At 72.6% G+C, this 13644-nt stretch carries 14 protein-coding genes; 7 read left to right on the forward strand and 7 right to left on the reverse strand.

Annotated elements, in window-relative coordinates:
- Positions 1-98: 98 nt before the first annotated feature.
- Positions 99-1376, forward strand: a complete 1278-nt coding sequence (locus tag ACZ4V1_RS20750) for an ABC transporter ATP-binding protein (protein WP_468338059.1) — start codon at positions 99-101, stop codon at positions 1374-1376.
- A complete protein-coding gene (locus ACZ4V1_RS20755) occupies positions 1373-2242 on the forward strand; it encodes an ABC transporter permease (RefSeq protein ID WP_468338062.1) in 870 nt (289 codons plus the stop codon). Before ACZ4V1_RS20750 ends, ACZ4V1_RS20755 begins: the two co-directional genes overlap by 4 nt.
- 10 nt (positions 2243-2252) lie before the next feature.
- Here ACZ4V1_RS20755 and ACZ4V1_RS20760 read toward each other — a convergent pair whose 3' ends face one another.
- Positions 2253-2585 carry an ATP/GTP-binding protein gene (locus ACZ4V1_RS20760; protein WP_468338065.1) on the reverse strand — a complete coding sequence of 111 codons (333 nt, stop codon included), beginning with the start codon at positions 2583-2585 and terminating at the stop codon, positions 2253-2255.
- Between the two features lie 252 nt (positions 2586-2837).
- On the opposite strand from ACZ4V1_RS20760, the gene ACZ4V1_RS20765 reads away from it, so the two are divergent.
- On the forward strand, positions 2838-3866 hold the full coding sequence (locus tag ACZ4V1_RS20765) for an LLM class flavin-dependent oxidoreductase (RefSeq protein WP_468338068.1): 1029 nt from the start codon (positions 2838-2840) through the stop codon (positions 3864-3866).
- 79 nt (positions 3867-3945) lie between these two features.
- Here ACZ4V1_RS20765 and ACZ4V1_RS20770 read toward each other — a convergent pair whose 3' ends face one another.
- Positions 3946-4338 carry an SCO5389 family protein gene (locus ACZ4V1_RS20770; RefSeq protein WP_055421911.1) on the reverse strand — a complete coding sequence of 131 codons (393 nt, stop codon included), beginning with the start codon at positions 4336-4338 and terminating at the stop codon, positions 3946-3948.
- A gap of 279 nt (positions 4339-4617) precedes the next feature.
- Between ACZ4V1_RS20770 and nucS the strand changes: the two genes are divergently transcribed.
- Positions 4618-5289, forward strand: coding sequence for an endonuclease NucS (gene nucS / locus ACZ4V1_RS20775; protein ID WP_468338071.1), 672 nt, complete (start codon positions 4618-4620; stop codon positions 5287-5289).
- A gap of 134 nt (positions 5290-5423) precedes the next feature.
- Here the strand turns inward: nucS and ACZ4V1_RS20780 are convergent, their stop codons facing one another.
- The 3 genes from ACZ4V1_RS20780 to ACZ4V1_RS20790 form a co-directional block, all read right to left on the reverse strand.
- A complete protein-coding gene (locus tag ACZ4V1_RS20780) occupies positions 5424-8087 on the reverse strand; it encodes an ATP-binding protein (protein ID WP_468338074.1) in 2664 nt (887 codons plus the stop codon).
- Between the two features lie 296 nt (positions 8088-8383).
- Positions 8384-8707, reverse strand: coding sequence for an STAS domain-containing protein (locus ACZ4V1_RS20785; protein ID WP_003973611.1), 324 nt, complete (start codon positions 8705-8707; stop codon positions 8384-8386).
- 193 nt (positions 8708-8900) lie between these two features.
- Positions 8901-9749, reverse strand: coding sequence for a 3-hydroxyacyl-CoA dehydrogenase family protein (locus tag ACZ4V1_RS20790; RefSeq protein ID WP_468338077.1), 849 nt, complete (start codon positions 9747-9749; stop codon positions 8901-8903).
- 445 nt (positions 9750-10194) lie between these two features.
- Here ACZ4V1_RS20790 and ACZ4V1_RS20795 point away from each other — a divergent pair, with 445 nt between their 5' ends.
- A complete protein-coding gene (locus ACZ4V1_RS20795; protein ID WP_468338080.1) occupies positions 10195-10767 on the forward strand; it encodes a cob(I)yrinic acid a,c-diamide adenosyltransferase in 573 nt (190 codons plus the stop codon).
- Here ACZ4V1_RS20795 and ACZ4V1_RS20800 read toward each other — a convergent pair.
- Positions 10764-10958 carry a DUF5708 family protein gene (locus tag ACZ4V1_RS20800; protein ID WP_468338083.1) on the reverse strand — a complete coding sequence of 65 codons (195 nt, stop codon included), beginning with the start codon at positions 10956-10958 and terminating at the stop codon, positions 10764-10766. The genes ACZ4V1_RS20795 and ACZ4V1_RS20800 overlap by 4 nt on opposite strands.
- On the reverse strand, positions 10955-11545 hold the full coding sequence (locus ACZ4V1_RS20805; protein ID WP_468338086.1) for a hypothetical protein: 591 nt from the start codon (positions 11543-11545) through the stop codon (positions 10955-10957). Before ACZ4V1_RS20805 ends, ACZ4V1_RS20800 begins: the two co-directional genes overlap by 4 nt.
- Before the next feature lie 152 nt (positions 11546-11697).
- Between ACZ4V1_RS20805 and ACZ4V1_RS20810 the strand changes: the two genes are divergently transcribed.
- Complete coding sequence (locus ACZ4V1_RS20810; RefSeq protein ID WP_468338089.1) at positions 11698-12894, forward strand: sensor histidine kinase; 1197 nt, start codon at positions 11698-11700, stop codon at positions 12892-12894.
- Positions 12891-13532, forward strand: coding sequence for a response regulator (locus tag ACZ4V1_RS20815; RefSeq protein WP_468338092.1), 642 nt, complete (start codon positions 12891-12893; stop codon positions 13530-13532). The genes ACZ4V1_RS20810 and ACZ4V1_RS20815 overlap by 4 nt, the downstream gene beginning before the upstream one ends.
- Positions 13533-13644: the final 112 nt, after the last annotated feature.

Below are 13644 nucleotides of genomic sequence, written 5' to 3' on the forward strand. Positions count from 1 at the left end.
TGCCCGGGCTTGAACGGAACCGTCAGCGCCTCGATATCCTCCTAACCCTTACGGGGGCGTGTGCCCTGCTGTCCTGAACCTTCCGATGGGTGCGGAGCATGATCGAGGCTGTCGGCCTGACCAAGCGCTATGGCGACAAGACCGCTGTGTACAACCTCTCCTTCCAAGTGCGGCCCGGCGCCGTCACCGGCTTCCTCGGGCCCAACGGCTCGGGCAAGTCGACGACGATGCGCATGATCCTCGGCCTCGACAACCCCACCGCCGGGCACGTGACCATCGGCGGCCACCCCTACCGCAAGCTGCCCAACGCCCCCCGCCAGGTCGGCGCGCTGCTCGACGCCAAGGCGGTGCACGGCGGCCGGGCCGCCCGCAACCACCTGCTGAGCCTGGCCCAGCTGTCGGGCATCCCGGCCCGGCGCGTGGACGAGGTGCTCGGTGTGGTCGGCCTCCAGGACGTGGCCCGGCGGCGTTCCAAGGGCTTCTCCCTCGGCATGGGCCAGCGGCTCGGCATCGCCGCCGCGCTGCTCGGCGACCCCCAGGTGCTGCTGTTCGACGAGCCGGTCAACGGCCTCGACCCCGAGGGCATCCACTGGGTGCGCAACCTGATGAAGGCGCTCGCGGCGGAGGGCCGTACCGTCTTCGTCTCCTCGCACCTGATGAGCGAGATGGCGCTGACCGCCGACCACCTGATCGTCATCGGGCGCGGTCAGCTGCTCTCCGACATGAGCGTGAAGGACTTCATCTCGGCCAACTCCGCCGACTTCGCGCGCGTACGGACGCCGGACGGCGAGCCGCAGCTGCGCGAGAAGCTGACGTCCGCGCTGACCGAGGCGGGCGGGCACGTGATGTCCGAGCAGGACGGCGCGCTGCGGGTGACCGGGCTGGCGCTCCCCCGGATCAGCGACATCGCGCACAGCGGCGACGTACGGCTGTGGGAGCTCTCGCCGCACCAGGCCTCGCTGGAGGAGGCCTACATGCGGATGACCCAGGGCGCCGTCGACTACCGGTCGACCGCCGACCAGAAGGCCGGGCTCCAGCAGCCGCTGCCGCCCGGCGCGCAGCCGCCGATGCCGGTGCCCGGACAGGGCCAGCCCGGCTGGTACGCCCCGCCGCCGCCCCAGCAGGGCCATCAGCCCTTCCCGGCGCCGCAGGGCGGGCCGGGCCAGGCCCCGGCGGGACCGTACGGCGCCCCGGCCGCTCCCGGTGCGGTGCCGGGCGGGCAGTCCGCCAACCCGTACGCGGCACAGCAGGCGCCGCAAGCCCCGCAGCCCCCGCAGGCGCCGGCCCAGGCACCCGCGCCGCCCGTCGCCGCCCCCTCGCCCACTTCCGCCCCCGCGCCCGTCACCGACCCGACCAAGCCCGAGGACGCACGATGAGCACGCCCCAGCCCCCGACGCAGCAGGCCGCACCCGACTGGCAGGCGGCGCCCGGGTCGCCGTACCCGACCTACACGTCGCCGATCCCGGTGGTGCGCACGCACCTCGGGCACGCGCTCGCGTCCGAGTGGACGAAGATCAAGTCGGTGCGCTCGACGATGTGGACGCTGGGCGTGTTCGTCCTGCTCGTCGTCGGCATCGGCCTGCTGACCGGCCTGGTGGTGGCGAGCTCCTCGACCGACCTGGCCGGTGAGAGCGCGCTCAGCCTCGGCTTCTTCGGCCTGCTGCTCGGCTGCATCTGCCTCATCACCCTCGGCGTGCTGACCACCGCCTCGGAGTACGGCACCGGCATGGTGCGGACCACGATGACCGCCTGCCCCAGTCGCGGCCGCGTCCTCGCCGCCAAGGGCATCGTGTTCTTCCTGGTGGCCTTCGTGGTGACGCTGGTGTCCGTCTCCCTCATCGGCCTGATGCACGTGGCGCTGCTGGAGGGCAACGGCGCCTCGGACCCCACCGGCGGGGAGTGGCTGAAGGGCACCGTCGGCGTCTCGCTCTACGTGGCGCTGCTCGGGCTGCTCGCGCTGGCCATGGGCTCGATCATCCGCCACTCGGCGGGTGCCATCACGATCATGATCGGGGCGCTGCTCGCCCCGCTGGTGATCGCGCTGTTCATGTTCTCGGAGTCGCTGAGGGACGTGCAGCAGGCGCTGTTCGAGTACTCGATCCCCAACCAGATGAGCATCTTCTACGCCAACTCGCTCAGCGAGTCCGGCCCGTCCGGCTGGGACCCGCTGTGGATCATGCTCGGGGTGACGGCCGCCGCGTTCGCCGGCGCCTTCGCGCTGCTGGAGAAGCGGGACGTCTGACCCCGCGCGGTCAGAATTTCGGCGCGTTACGGGACCGCTGCACCCGCGTGGTGCGGCGGTCCTTCGCGTTCCAGCAGGCCTTGTGCCAGTGCCGGCGGTCGTCGACGCCCGAGTGCGCGGGCCAGGCCACCACGTGCGGGACACCGTCCGGAATGAGCTGGTCGCAGCCCGGGCATCGGTACGACTTCCCGTGCGCGCTCGCGCCCGCCACGTGCCGTACGCTCCAGTCGTCGCCCCGCCAGGTCTCCGACGACTGCCAGCCGCCGTACCGGCCGGAGCCGTCCGCCTCGGCGCTCCGGCCGGACGAACCGGCTCCCTTGGGTCGGTTGCGACGCGGGGACACAGAACACCTCACGGAGCTATACAGGGAATACGGGCGGCGACCAGCCTACGCGGCACGGACAGGGGTACGCGTACGCCGCCAACCACCGCAACTCCCCTGCGCTGAGCCGCCCCGGGGCCCGCCGAGGACCTCCACACGGCTGATTCTGCAGACAATCCGCAAATCTCTTCGCCCGGCCGTGTCCTCGGCACGTGTCAGACGGTTATGCCCTGTGGGGGAGCTCCGTGTCGGGGCCGAGGAAGCAGGAAAGCAATGCGCGTAGGAAGTTTCGTGTTGGGCGCCCAGTTCCCGGGCCAGGGCCAGGGGGAGGCGCTGCACCGCGCGGTCCGCTCGGCCGAGGTCGCCGAGGAGGCGGGGCTCGACGCGGTCTGGCTGGCCGAGCACCACTTCGTGCCGTACGGCACATGTCCGTCGGCCGTCACGCTGGCCGCGCTGCTGCTGGGCCGCACCCGTCGCATCCGGGTCGGAACCGCGGTCAGCGTGCTGCCCACCGCCCACCCGGTGGCGCTCGGCGAGCAGGCCGCGCTGCTGCACGTCACGAGCGGCGGCCGGTTCTCGCTGGGCGTGGGCCGGGGCGGCCCGTGGGTGGACCTGGAGGTGTTCGGCGCGGGGCTCGAGGCGTACGAGAAGAACTTCCCCGAGTCACTCGATCTGCTGGTCCGCTGGCTGCGCGAACCGGCCGTCGGCGCCTCGGGCGAACGCTTCCGGTTCCGCGAGGTGCCCGTCGTCCCGCGCCCGTCGGAGTCCCTCACGGAGGGCGCGGGCCCCGAGGTGGTCGTCGCCTGCACCTCCCCGGCGAGCGTGCGCATGGCGGCCGAGCGAGGGCTGCCGATGCTGCTCGGCATGCACGTCGGGGACGAGGAGAAGGCCGAGATGGTCGCGCTGTGGCGGCAGCACGCCCGCGCGGCCGGACGCCCGGCCGCGGAGATCCGCGGCGCGGCCCATGTCTCGGCCGGCGTCTGCCAGATCGCGGACCGGCGCGTCGACGCGGCGGAGACCCTGCTCAAGGCGATGCCCGGCTGGCTGCGGCAGGGACTGGGAGCCCATGTCACGGTGGACGGCCGCGCCCGGCGGATGCGCGACCCGCACGCCTACACCGAACTGCTCTGCGGACTGCACCCGGTGGGCCCGCCCCGGCTCTGCGCGGACCGGCTCGCGGCGACCGGCGAGCGGACCGGCATCAGCCGCTTCGCCCTGCTCGTCGAGGGGTCCGGAGACCTCGCGGCGACCGAGGAGAACGTCCGGCGGCTCGGGGCCGAGGTACTCCCCCAACTCCGCTGAGCACCTGGGCGATGAGCTTGCCGCTCCGGTACGGAACTGCACCTCCCGCGTACGGAACGGCAAGCGGACGACCGTGAGGTCAGCAGTCGCGGAACTCGGGCGACTGGTTCAGGACCTGGCTGCGCACCGAGGTGAAACGGGTCAGCTTCTCGTCGACGGAGGAGTCCAACGGGAACACCGCCACCCGGTGGCAGTTCTGGAAGGCCAGCCGCACACCGAAGTGCCGCTGCAGTGCACCGCGTATGGCGTCACTCGCGAGCGCACGCAGCAGCTGACCGCGCGCCTGCTCGTCCGGCGGGGGCGTCTGGTTGTCGGCGAACGCTCCGCCGTCGACCTTCAGCTGTGCCACCAGGGAGCTGACCATCTCCCATGCGTAGGGCAGGGAAGTCCGGACGCAGTCGACGAAGGCTGCTTCGTCGACCTCGCCTCGCTCGGCCTGTTCGAGTAGGGCCGGTGAGACGTCGAGCGACATGGGTTCTCCTCTCGCACCCCCGACTGACAGGGGTTGCCGGACAGTTAGCGGGAGGGCGATTTCGAACACGCTGAGTACACACCTCGCGACCTCCCGTTCAATACCGTAAGCAACCGATCGGGACGGCACCAGGAGAATGCCCAGATGGGCACCATCCCGTAGGCCCACAATCGGCCAGTGTGCAAGTTGGGGCCAATGGGAGAAGCGGGACAGCGTCCGGAGCCGTCCCGGCACGGGCGAATCGCGTCGGGCCGGGCGCGTCGAGTAGCGTTGCCGACCATGCGTCTCGTCATTGCCCGCTGCTCCGTCGACTACGCCGGACGGCTCACCGCCCACCTGCCCTCGGCTCCCCGGCTGATCCTGGTCAAGGCGGACGGCAGCGTCTCGATCCACGCCGACGACCGGGCCTACAAGCCCCTCAACTGGATGTCGCCGCCCTGCACCCTGAAGGAGGGCGCGGGCGAGGAGGAGGGCGTCTGGACCGTCGTCAACAAGGCGGGCGAGAAGCTCATCATCACGATGGAGGAGATCCTCCACGACTCCTCGCACGAACTGGGCGTGGACCCCGGCCTGATCAAGGACGGCGTGGAAGCACACCTCCAGGAACTGCTCGCCGACCGTATCGAGACCCTCGGCGAGGGCTACACCCTCATCCGCCGCGAGTACATGACCGCCATCGGCCCCGTCGACATCCTGTGCCGGGACGCCGAGGGCCGCACCGTAGCGGTCGAGATCAAGCGGCGCGGCGAGATCGACGGCGTGGAGCAACTCACGCGCTACCTGGAACTGTTGAACCGCGATCCCCATCTCGCCCCGGTGCGGGGCGTGTTCGCCGCCCAGGAGATCAAGCCGCAGGCCCGCGTGCTCGCCACCGACCGAGGCATCGGCTGCCAGGTGCTGGACTACAACGCCATGCGGGGCATCGAGGACGACAAGCTGCGGCTGTTCTGAACGGACGTCACGTACGGCGTTACGGGAGGGCCGGGTCCGTGTGGCGGACCCGGCCCTCCCGTGCTGTCCCGTGCTGTCCCGTGCTCTGTCCCGTGCTGTTCCGGCAAGGCGTTCCGGGAGCCGTTCCGGGAGCGTCAGATGATCTGACCCGTCGCCGGGCCCGGACCGCTCGGCGTCCCCGTGCCCGTGCCGCCGGTCGCGGTGCTGCTCTGCGACGCGGTCGCGGTACCGGCCGGGGAGCCGGCGGTGGTGGGGGGCGTGCCGGGTCCGCTGGCCGTGTCGGACGTGGACGGGCTGGTCGACGGAGGATCGTCCGTCTCCGTCTGGCTGGGACTGGGGTCGGGGTCGCCGGTCGGCGTGGTGGGGTCGGGGTCCGGCTCGGTGTCGGTGGGATCCGGCGAGGACGGGTCCGGCGGCGGCGCGCTGGACGTGGGCGGCCTGGACGACGAGGTCGGGTCCTCCGGCTCGTCCGAGTCACCCGGACCCGGTGAGCCGGGGGCGTCGGGCTCGCCCGAGCCGCTCGCGTCGTCCGAGGGGCTCGGCGACTCGCTCGGCGCCGGGTCGTCCGACGTGCCGAGGGTGCCGTCCGGGCCGGGGTCGGTGGGCCGGGCGGTGTCTTCCGGGTTGGCGCCGTCGTCGGACGGCCGGTCCGCGCCGAGGCTGCCGTCGTCGACGCCCTGGCTGGCGGACGGGTTGACGCCGACCTGGTCGGAGGGGTCGCCGGCGTCGTTCTCCGACGTGGCGCCGAGGGTCACCACCGTGCCGAGCACGGCGACGAGCAGCGCGCCCGCTCCGGCGGCAACCAGATTGCGCCGCGCGAAGCCCTTGATGCCGACGCCCGCCTTGCGGGACGGTCCGGGGGACGTCTCCCGGCTGGTGACCAGGGTCGGCGACTGCGCGGGCGGCTGGAGCGGCGGGAAGGGCGCGGGTACACCGGCGGGCGGCGACGCCGACTCCTCGTTCCGGGCGTCGGGCACCTCCTCCCCCGCGGTCGGACCGGGGCCGGGTCCCACGCCGGCGGCGCCGAGTCCGGCAGCGGCACCGACGGCACCGAACACGCCCGCTCCCGTGCCGAGGCCGGGCGTGTCCCCGGTCCGGTCGGAGACCAGCGCGAGGGCACGGCGGCCCGCGACGGCGCCGCGCTTGTCGGACAGCGCGCCGCGCAGCCCGATGGACGCCTCCAACTCGGCCCGGGCCCGGTCGAGCTGTCCCTCGCACAGCGCGAGGACCCCGAGTTCGTGGTGGAAGTAGGCCTGTTCCGCGACGTCCCCGGCGAGCCGGGAGGCCTCGGTGCCGGAGCGCAGCGCCCGTTCCCAGGCGCTCCAGTGCAGCCCGGCGGCGAACGCGGGCGCCGCGGTGCGGGCGAGCTGGACGGCGGGGCTCTCCTCGTCGTCCGCGGGCGGGGTCGTCGCCGGCGCCAGCACGGCCAGCGCGGCCAGCACGGCGTCGGCCTCGGCGCAGACCCGCTCCGGGGTGACCGAGGGGTGCCCGGCCCACCAGGCGTAGTGCTGGGCCGCGGCCAGCGCCCGCTCCCGTACCTCGTCGGCGTATCCGGCGTCCTCCAGTTGGGTGAGCACACCGGCGGCGAGCCGGTAGCGGGAGCCGACCGGCGAGACCATTGCGCAGTCGGTCAGCTCGCCGAGGGCGGCGTCCGCGTGGGTGTCGCCGACCAGGGCGGGCAGATGCGCCTGGTGCGGCACCTCGCCGCCGAGCGCTACGGCGAGCTCCAGGGTGGTGCGGGCGGAGGCGCTCAGCCGGGAGGCGAGCAGCGGTGCGGGCGCCGCGGCCTCACCGAGGGACGGCAGGGGTACGTCGTCGGCCTCGGCGGCGTCGTAGGGCGTGTCGTCGGCCGGGCGGGCGTCGGCGAAGACGCCGAACTCGTCGACCGCGTCGGCGCCGGCCCGCTGCCGGTCGCGGCGGCGCAGCAGGGCGCCGGCCTGGACGAAGCGCAGCGGCAGGCCCTCGGACTCGAACCAGAGGTCGCCGGCCCAGTTGGCCTCCTCCTCGGTGAGGGTGCGCCCGGCGGCGCGCTCCAGCAGTTCCACGCCGTCCGAGCGGTCCAGGCCGGTGAGGAAGACCTCCTCGACGGCCGAGTCGGCGGAGGGCGCGGGCACGTCCGGGGTGGCGCCGATGAGCCAGGCGCACTCGGGGGTGGCGTCCAGCAGCTCGTCGAGGGCGGCGCCGCCGAACTCGACGTCGTCCAGGACGACGACCGCGCCGACCTCCCGGAGCCGGCCGAGCAGTGCGTCGCGCTCCGGGCGGTGCAGGGGCGCGCGGTGGACGGCGTAGAAGAGGTCGTGGAGCAGGTCGTCGGCGGTGCGGTGGAAGCCGTTCAGCCGGACGACGCCGTCGGGTGCGAGCCCCGCGCAGTCCTCGGCGACGACGTCGAGGAGGCTGGTGCGGCCGGACCCGGCGGGGCCGGTGAGGCGGACGGAACGGCCCCGGGCGAGCAGCCGCACGAGACGCTCGCGTTCCTCCTCGCGGGCCAGCAGCCCCAGCACCGTCCGCACCGGTCCCGGTGGGACGGGCGGCCGCGCGGCACGCTCCGCCTCGGCGCGTTCGGCCGCGGTGAGCTTCCCGGGCCGGGCGGGCCGCTCCGCGGGCGGGCAGAGCTCGATCTCACTGCCGTCGACGGGATTGACGGTGAGCAGGAAGTCGCCGGACACGAGCTGCACCGTGCGGGCGAGCGCGGGCTGTCCGAAGTCGGAGGTGAGAGGGTCCCTGGGCGGGCGCGGGCGCGGCGCCTGGTGGTCGCCGTCTTGGCCGTGCTCCTCGGGTCCCCGGTTGTTCGGGTCCATAGGTTCAAGCCCCCCAAAAGCGTCGTGTGCGGGCCCCGGGTCGAGACCACCCCTCCCGGCCTTGCCGCACACCGCGCTGTCGCTTCTGGTCCGGGCCCGCCAGTGGGTTGCAAGTTAGCGGGCAGCCAGACCCTAAACCTTCGCTCAGTATCTCCGACAGTCCGGGGTACCGGCCCGTCCGAGACGTCACAGTCTCGTGAGGATTGCGTGCGTCGGGCGATTCGCCGAGGGGTGTCCGGGTCTCCCCGGCCGCACCGGTACGTGGCGTCCCATCCCTTGGGCGGCACGCCGAGGGGTCACACCCTGGGCAGGGTCTCCACGCCGATGCCGCCCTCGATGGCCAGGATCCGGTGCAGCCGGGTGGCCACCAGCAGGCGCTGCATCTGCGGCGGTACGCCGCGCAGCACCAGCCGCCGGCCGCAGCGGCCGGCCCGCCGGTGGGCCCCCATGATCACGCCGAGTCCGGTGGCGTCCCAGGAGTCCAGTTCGGACAGGTCCAGCACCAGGTCGCCGACTCCGTCGTCGACGGCCGAGTGCAGGACCGTACGGGCGTCCGCCGCGCTGCGGACGTCGAGGCGGCCCCCGACGACCAGCTCGACGTGGTCGCCCCTGATGTGCATATGCGCTCCCCGGCGTCCGTCTTCGTCGTCTCTTCGGTTCTTCGGTTCTTCGGCTCTTCGTTTCGCTGTGGTCCATCGGCGATATCAGGTGTTGCAACCTCTGACTGGCCGAAACGATCGGAGGTTGCCGCCTGTAAGCGAACCGATACCGAATTCACCCCGGCGTGTGACGTGCTCCGGGGCCGACGCGATCTCAGTGCTTGTAGAAGCCCTGCCCGCTCTTGCGGCCGATGTCACCGGCGTCCACCATCCGGCGCATCAGCTCCGGCGGGGCGAACTTCTCGTCCTGGGACTCGGTGTAGATGTTGCCGGTGGCGTGCAGCAGGATGTCGACGCCCGTCAGGTCGGCGGTGGCCAGGGGCCCCATGGCGTGACCGAAGCCCAGCTTGCAGGCGAGGTCGATGTCCTCCGCGGTGGCGACGCCCGACTCGTACAGCTTCGCGGCCTCGACGACGAGGGCGGAGATGAGGCGGGTGGTGACGAAGCCTGCGACGTCGCGGTTGACGACGATGCAGGTCTTGCCGGTGGACTCGGCGAACTCCCGTGCGGTGGCGAGCGTTTCGTCGCTGGTCTTGTAGCCGCGCACCAGCTCGCACAGCTGCATCATCGGGACCGGCGAGAAGAAGTGGGTGCCGACTACCCGCTCGGGGCGCTCCGTCACGGCCGCGATCTTGGTGATCGGGATGGCGGAGGTGTTGGACGCGAGGATCGCCTCGTCCTTCACCAGCTTGTCGAGGGCGCGGAAGATCTCGTGCTTGACTTCCAGCTTCTCGAAGACGGCCTCGACCACGACGTCCGCGTCGGCGACGGCGTCCATGTCGGTGGTGGCGGTGACGCGCGCGAGGGCGGCCTCGGCGTCGTCGGCGGTCATCTTCCCCTTGGCGACGAACTTGTCGTACGAGGCCCTGATGCCGTCGGTGCCGCGCCGGAGCGCCTCGTCGGTGACGTCGCGCAGGACGACCTCCCAGCCCGCCTGGGCGGAGACCTGGGCGATTCCGGACCCCATGAGACCGGCTCCGATGACGGCGAGCTTCCGTGCCACTGTGCGACTCCCCTGATACGCGCTGATTCTCGTCTCTCGGCCGGAGATTATCGGGCGTGAGGGGCTGTGTGACCGGTTAGTAACGCGCGTCACGTCTCAGATGACGGACATCACACCGAGGAGTGCCATCCGGGTGTCAGCCCGCGCCCCGTACGGCGTAGTTGGGCACCGTCGCACTCAACGGCTCCTGCGTTCGGCCCGGCGGCGGGAGTGCTTCGCGGGAGACCTCCGGCGGTCCGCCGCCGGAGGACAGGCGCTCTCCGACGGCCGCGATGACCGTCCCGTGCGGCCGGTCGGCACGGCTCGCGCCGCCGATCGCCCGTCGCGCCGCCCGCGCACCGGCCGGGCCGGGTGCCGCGGGACGCCACCGTCTTCGCCTCCCCGGCGGTGGTGACGGTGGGCACACGCGTGTTCCGTACCGCCGGAGCCTCACTACGCTGGCCTCATGGTCAACCTGACGCGCATCTACACCCGGACCGGCGACCAGGGCACCACCGCCCTCGGTGACATGAGCCGGGTCCCCAAGACCGACCTGAGGATCTCCGCCTACGCCGACGCCAACGAGGCGAACGCGGTGATCGGCACCGCGATCGCCCTCGGCGGCCTGCACGAGGAGGTCGTCAAGGTCCTCGTCCGCGTCCAGAACGACCTGTTCGACGTGGGCGCGGACCTGTCCACGCCGGTGGTGGAGAACCCGGAGTTCCCGCCCCTGCGGGTCGAGCAGTTCTACGTCGACAAGCTGGAGGCGGACTGCGACCGCTTCCTGGCCGAGGTGGAGAAGCTCCGTTCCTTCATCCTGCCCGGCGGCACGCCCGGCGCGGCCCTGCTGCACCAGGCGTGCACGGTGGTCCGGCGGGCGGAGCGCTCGACGTGGGCGGCGCTGGAGGTGCACGGCGAGACGATGAACCCGCTGACCGCGACCTATCTGAACCGGCTCTCCGACCTGCTCTTCATCCTCGCCCGCGTGGCCAACAAGGAGGTCGGGGACGTGCTGTGGGTGCCGGGCGGGGAGCGCTAGCCGTTCTGCCGGCGCGCCGACCGGAGCAGCCCCCACCCGGCCTGCGCGCCGCCGACGCACGTCATCACGACGCCGGCCTTCGTCAGGTCGACGACGGGGATCTCCACATCCCCGGCGAACAGCCAGAGGCCGAGGCCGACCACGACGGTGGCCGCGCCCTCCCACAGGTTCCGCTTGGGCTGGTACCTCATCGGCGCGCGCCCTCCGTCTCCTTGGCCGCCTCGGACGTGGCCGGGTCCGTACCGGCCGGGGCCTTCTTCGGCCAGATCAGGTACCCGAGGGCCACCAGGCCGTGGATGGCGGCGGCCCGGACGGCCACCCACTGGAAGGCCCGCAGCGACGACACGTCGCCCCCGTCACCGACGTACCAGACGGCGCCCTGGAGCAGCGCGCACGCCACGGCCGCGCCGAGCAGCGTGCGCAGCCACAGCCGGCCCTCGTGCGCGGCCCTGGCCCTGCCGTAACGCGGCGGCTTCGGCGGTGGCGGGCCGCCGCCCAGGCGGTGGGCGGCGTGGCCGTCGAGCCAGCGGATCGTGTAGTGGCCGTACGCGACCGTGTAGCCGATGTACAGCGCCGCCAGGCCGTGCTCCCAGCCCGGCTCGGCGCCGTTCTCGAGGTCGATCGCCGTCACGGCGAACAGCACCAGTTCCAGCACTGGCTCGCACAGCAGCAGGAACACGCTGGTCCGGCGCCACTTCAACAGGTAACGGGCGGCCAGTCCGAGCGCCAGCAGCACCCAGAAGCCGACCTCGCAGGCGATGATCAACGCGACGACCACGACGTACTCCCTTCGTTCACCCCTCCAGGCTCCCGCCGGAACGCGCCCGGTTCGTCGTCGCCGGTGACGAACCTCCGGTACATCGAAAGATGCAGTAAGGGACCGTTCCGCGGGATCAGGCGGGCGGGACGCGGGCCGTGTTGGATGGTGGCATGGCCGTACGACTCCCCCGCCCGCGCCGCTTCGACGCGTACGCCGCGTCGGCCGGTCTGCTGGGCGGCCTGCTGCTGTGGGGCATCGGCCTGGGCGTGCGGCCCGCCGGTCAACCGGTCGTGCTGTTCGACGGCCGCTGGCCGCTGCTGCTCCCGCTCGTCGTCATGGCGGGCTGCGAGCTCCTGCGCCGGGCCGCGCCGCGCACCGGTCTGCTCATCGGCACGGCCGCGCTGATCGTCGACACGGTCACGCAGGGCAGCCTCGTCACGGTGATCATGTACACCGATCTGATGTACGCCGCCGTGCTGTACGGCCCGCCCGCCTCGGCCCGCCGCATCCCGTGGATCACCGGTCTGGTCACGGTGGCCGCGACGGTGGTGCCGTTCGCGGTGTGGCGGGTGCCGGAGGCACTGCTGATCGGTGTGGCCACCGGCATCGTGTCCTTCGCGCCCGCCTCCACCGGGCTGATCGTGCGCAACCACCGCGAGGCCGCCGACGCCGCCCTGCTGCGTGCCGAGCAGACCGCGCTGCTGGCCGAGATGGACCGAGGCCAGGCGGTGACCGCGGAACGGGCCCGGATGGCCCGCGAGTTGCACGACATGGTCGCCAACCACCTCTCCGCGATCGCCATCCACTCCACGGCCGCGCTCTCCCTGGACGACCCGGCGACCACCCGGCAGGCGCTCGGCGTCATCCGCGAGAACAGCGTCGAGGGACTGGCCGAGATGCGACGGCTGATCGGCATCCTGCGGGACGACGGCGGGGACACCGAACCGGCCGCCGTCCCCACCCTCGACGGGCTCGCCGCGCTGGTGGACGGCGCCCGCGCCAACGGGCTCGACGTCACCCTGGAGACGGTGCCCGGCGAGGGGCTGCCGGCGCCGGTCGAGCTCGCCGCGTACCGGATCGTGCAGGAGTCGCTCACCAACGCGCTCAAGCACGCCTCGCGGGGGACGGTACGGGTCTGGCTCACCCGGCACGACGACGTCCTGAGCATCCGGGTGACCAGCCCGTACGGCGACCGGGAGGCCCCGCGCGCCCCCGGCTCGGGTGCCGGTCTGGTCGGCATGCGGGAGCGGGCCGCACTGCTGCACGGCACCATCGAGGCCGGACCCGTCGCGGATCCCGGCTCCACGGGCGGCAAGATCTGGACCGTACGGGCCACCCTGCCCCTCACCGAAGGAGACCTCTCATGATCCGCGTCCTCGTCGCCGAGGACCAGTCCGCCGTCCGTGCGGGACTGGTGCTGATCCTGGGCAGCGCACCGGACATCGAGGTGGTCGGGGAGGCCGCGGACGGCGAGCGGGCGGTCGCGCTGGCCCGGGAACTGCGGCCCGACCTGGTGCTGATGGACGTTCAGATGCCGCGCATGGACGGGGTGACGGCCACCCGGCTGGTGGTCGCCGAGCAACTCGCCGACGTGCTCGTGCTGACCACCTTCGATCTGGACGAGTACGTGTTCGGGGCGCTGCGCGCGGGGGCCGCCGGGTTCCTGCTGAAGAACACGGAGGCGAAGGACCTCCTCGCCGCCGTGCGCACGGTGGCGGGCGGCGAGGGGATCGTCGCCCCGGCCGTCACCCGGCGGCTGATCGCGGAGTTCGCCGCGAAGCCGGTCCGGGAGCCGGCCGCCGATCCGGCGGTACTCGAGGACCTCACCCGGCGCGAGCGCGAGGTGCTGTCCTGTCTCGGCGAGGGGCTGTCCAACGCGGCGGTCGCGGAGCGGCTGGACATGGCCGAGGCCACGGTGAAGACGCATGTCAGCCGCCTGCTGGGCAAGCTGGGGCTGCGCAGCCGGGTGCAAGCGGCGGTGCTCGCGCAGGAGTTGGGGATCTAGTTCCTTCCTCAACTACAGCCCGTAGCACTGGTCCAGACCTATTGACCTATGGTCCAGACCTTTCTATTCTCGCGGCACTGCGGGCATGAGGCTCAGCATGCCCACGACACAT

The organism is Streptomyces sp. NPDC028991, assembly GCF_055564775.1.

Bases quoted from the DNA above. Each gene is read 5' to 3' on its own strand.
- ACZ4V1_RS20800 (WP_468338083.1), bottom strand. From the start codon at position 10,958: ATGAGGTACCAGCCCAAGCGGAACCTGTGGGAGGGCGCGGCCACCGTC.
- ACZ4V1_RS20770 (WP_055421911.1), bottom strand. From the start codon at position 4,338: ATGTCGCTCGACGTCTCACCGGCCCTACTCGAACAGGCCGAGCGAGGC.
- ACZ4V1_RS20795 (WP_468338080.1), top strand. From the start codon at position 10,195: ATGGTCAACCTGACGCGCATCTACACCCGGACCGGCGACCAGGGCACC.
- ACZ4V1_RS20750 (WP_468338059.1), top strand. From the start codon at position 99: ATGATCGAGGCTGTCGGCCTGACCAAGCGCTATGGCGACAAGACCGCT.
- ACZ4V1_RS20815 (WP_468338092.1), top strand. From the start codon at position 12,891: ATGATCCGCGTCCTCGTCGCCGAGGACCAGTCCGCCGTCCGTGCGGGA.
- nucS (WP_468338071.1), top strand. From the start codon at position 4,618: ATGCGTCTCGTCATTGCCCGCTGCTCCGTCGACTACGCCGGACGGCTC.
- ACZ4V1_RS20785 (WP_003973611.1), bottom strand. From the start codon at position 8,707: ATGCACATCAGGGGCGACCACGTCGAGCTGGTCGTCGGGGGCCGCCTC.
- ACZ4V1_RS20755 (WP_468338062.1), top strand. From the start codon at position 1,373: ATGAGCACGCCCCAGCCCCCGACGCAGCAGGCCGCACCCGACTGGCAG.
- ACZ4V1_RS20765 (WP_468338068.1), top strand. From the start codon at position 2,838: ATGCGCGTAGGAAGTTTCGTGTTGGGCGCCCAGTTCCCGGGCCAGGGC.
- ACZ4V1_RS20810 (WP_468338089.1), top strand. From the start codon at position 11,698: ATGGCCGTACGACTCCCCCGCCCGCGCCGCTTCGACGCGTACGCCGCG.
- ACZ4V1_RS20780 (WP_468338074.1), bottom strand. From the start codon at position 8,087: ATGGACCCGAACAACCGGGGACCCGAGGAGCACGGCCAAGACGGCGAC.